This window comes from Sphingomonas populi (assembly GCF_004208535.1).
In the GTDB taxonomy this organism is placed as follows: Bacteria; Pseudomonadota; Alphaproteobacteria; order Sphingomonadales; family Sphingomonadaceae; genus Sphingomonas; species Sphingomonas populi.
The window spans coordinates 1-1,964 of record NZ_SGIS01000127.1 but is presented as its reverse complement, the minus strand read 5'-3'; the positions used below and the strand labels follow the sequence as shown (position 1 = coordinate 1,964).

2 protein-coding genes are annotated in these 1,964 nt (G+C 58.9%); both read right to left on the bottom strand.

Annotation, left to right across the window (positions count from 1 at the left end; genetic code table 11):
• Nucleotides 1-241: 241 nt before the first annotated feature.
• Complete coding sequence (locus EWE75_RS24405) at nucleotides 242-661, bottom strand: hypothetical protein (RefSeq protein ID WP_130160611.1); 420 nt, start codon at nucleotides 659-661, stop codon at nucleotides 242-244.
• Nucleotides 662-817: 156 nt separating this feature from the next.
• Nucleotides 818-1,684, bottom strand: a complete 867-nt coding sequence (locus tag EWE75_RS24400) for an AraC family transcriptional regulator (protein WP_130160610.1) — start codon at nucleotides 1,682-1,684, stop codon at nucleotides 818-820.
• Nucleotides 1,685-1,964: the final 280 nt, after the last annotated feature.

Here is a 1,964-nt window from a genome sequence, read left to right as displayed (position 1 = left end):
GCGACCACCGACGCCAACCGCGCCGCATCTTCAGAGTTTACGATCACACATACGATCTGGGACATCCCGCCAGACTCGCACGAAACTAACCGATTGTGAATCACCTGATTGGGTCAGTGCACTAGTGGTGCTTGCAAAGGCGCTGGCCGAGCGCATCGCCGGCACCGCACCTTGTTTCGGCAGCGTCGCGCAACTGGCGAGCAGCGGCGCTGCCAGACCGAGCTGGGCCCAGATCATTCTCCTACGCATCAGGCTGTTCCGCTTCGATCTGGGCGGGCTGCTCGCCTGCGAGCAGCCGCGCGGCAATGCCTTCGGCTTCCGCTTCGGACTCGGAAACGACGATTGGATAGCCCCAGAACTTCTGAAAGATGGGAGCCGAGGTCTTGGCGAGGAAGCGTTTTGCCGGGCTCGGCTCGACATACACCATTGCCCGGACATAGGTATGGAGCGCCTCACGGTTTCGCTTCATCCAAAGCGTCAACCGCTTTCGTTCCTCATTCGAGTGAACGTGATCGGATTCTGCGCCAAGCCCGATCAATACAAAGCGCTGTTTGCGTTCCAGAATATCTTCGAAGATATGGAAGCTGACTTCATCACCTCTGTCGTCGACGCTGTTGTAGTGCATGCGCACTATCGGAAATTGTGTGTCGTCCACCAGCATGGCCTGAATCCAACAAGTTCATCATTCCAAGCCGGAATAGGCTCTTCATGTCGCTTTGGATTTTGCCCGTCAGGCAGATGATTTATCGAAACCGCCAATCTTTGATGTTCGTGCGGCCTTCTGGCTATCGTCGGCCGGATCGGGTGAAGCCGCGCATCAGAGCCCCAGCGCCCGCTGAGCCTCCATCATCGTGGTTATGAGTTTGGGCTTGCTCGGTTGCGGTGTCGTCGGGGGAACTGCGCTCCGTCGCGCGGCCAGGAACTGCCCCGGTGGCTGTCCCATAACCTTCTTGAACATCGTGATGAAAGCGCTCGCGCTTTCGTAACCGAGATCGAACGAGACGGTCTGCACCGACGCGCCTTCGGTCAGACGCTCGATCGCGAACATCACTTGGAACTGCTGACGCCACCGGCCGAAGTTCATGCCGGTCTGGCTCATGATGAGCCTGAACAGGCTGCGCTCGCTCATGGCGACGATTCTGGCCCATTCCCCGATGGTCGTGCGATTTGCGGGATCGGACGACAGAGCCTTGGCCATGATTCGCAATCGTGGGTCGGCGGGCATCGGGAGATGGAGGCTCCCCATCGGCGCGCGCTCGAGCTGGTCTATCATGGTCTGAATGAGGCGGCCGTCCGCGCCGTCGACATCATAAAGTGACGGGAGGCGGGACACGGCGATCAGCAGTTCGCGCAGCAGCGGCCCGGTCGAGAAAGTGCTGCACTCCGCGGGCAAACTGGAAGCAAGCTCGGGATCGACGAAGAGCGTGTAGACTTCAAGGTCGCCGACGCAGCGCACGCTATGCTCCATGTCGCCGGGGATCCACAGCGCGCACTGCCGTGGAACCATCCAAAAACCGTGTGCCACCTCGCAGGTGATGAGGCCACGGACCGCCAGGATAAGCTGCGCCTTGCGGTGCTGATGCGGCGGTTGCTCGAAACCTTCAGTGAAAAGCTCCATCCCCACCGCCGAAACGGGCCGGGGAATCTCCGCAGGCTCAAAAACCTCATAGTCGTCGTTTTGCATCGTTCTGGTCCAGAGAGGGCAGCCTTCCTTCTGTCAGCAAAGCCTTAATCGTGCGAGCGATTCTCAACTGGATGGCGGTATCGCGAAACATTTTAGCAATATCGCTCAATATGACCGCAGTTATGCGGTTGGCAACCTCGCCAGACAAGCCAGCTAGTGCACTGACCCAATCAGGTGATTCACAATCGGTTAGTTTCGTGCGAGTCTGGCGGGATGTCCCAGATCGTATGTGTGATCGTAAACTCTGAAGATGCTGCGCGGTTGGCGTCGGTGGTCGCCG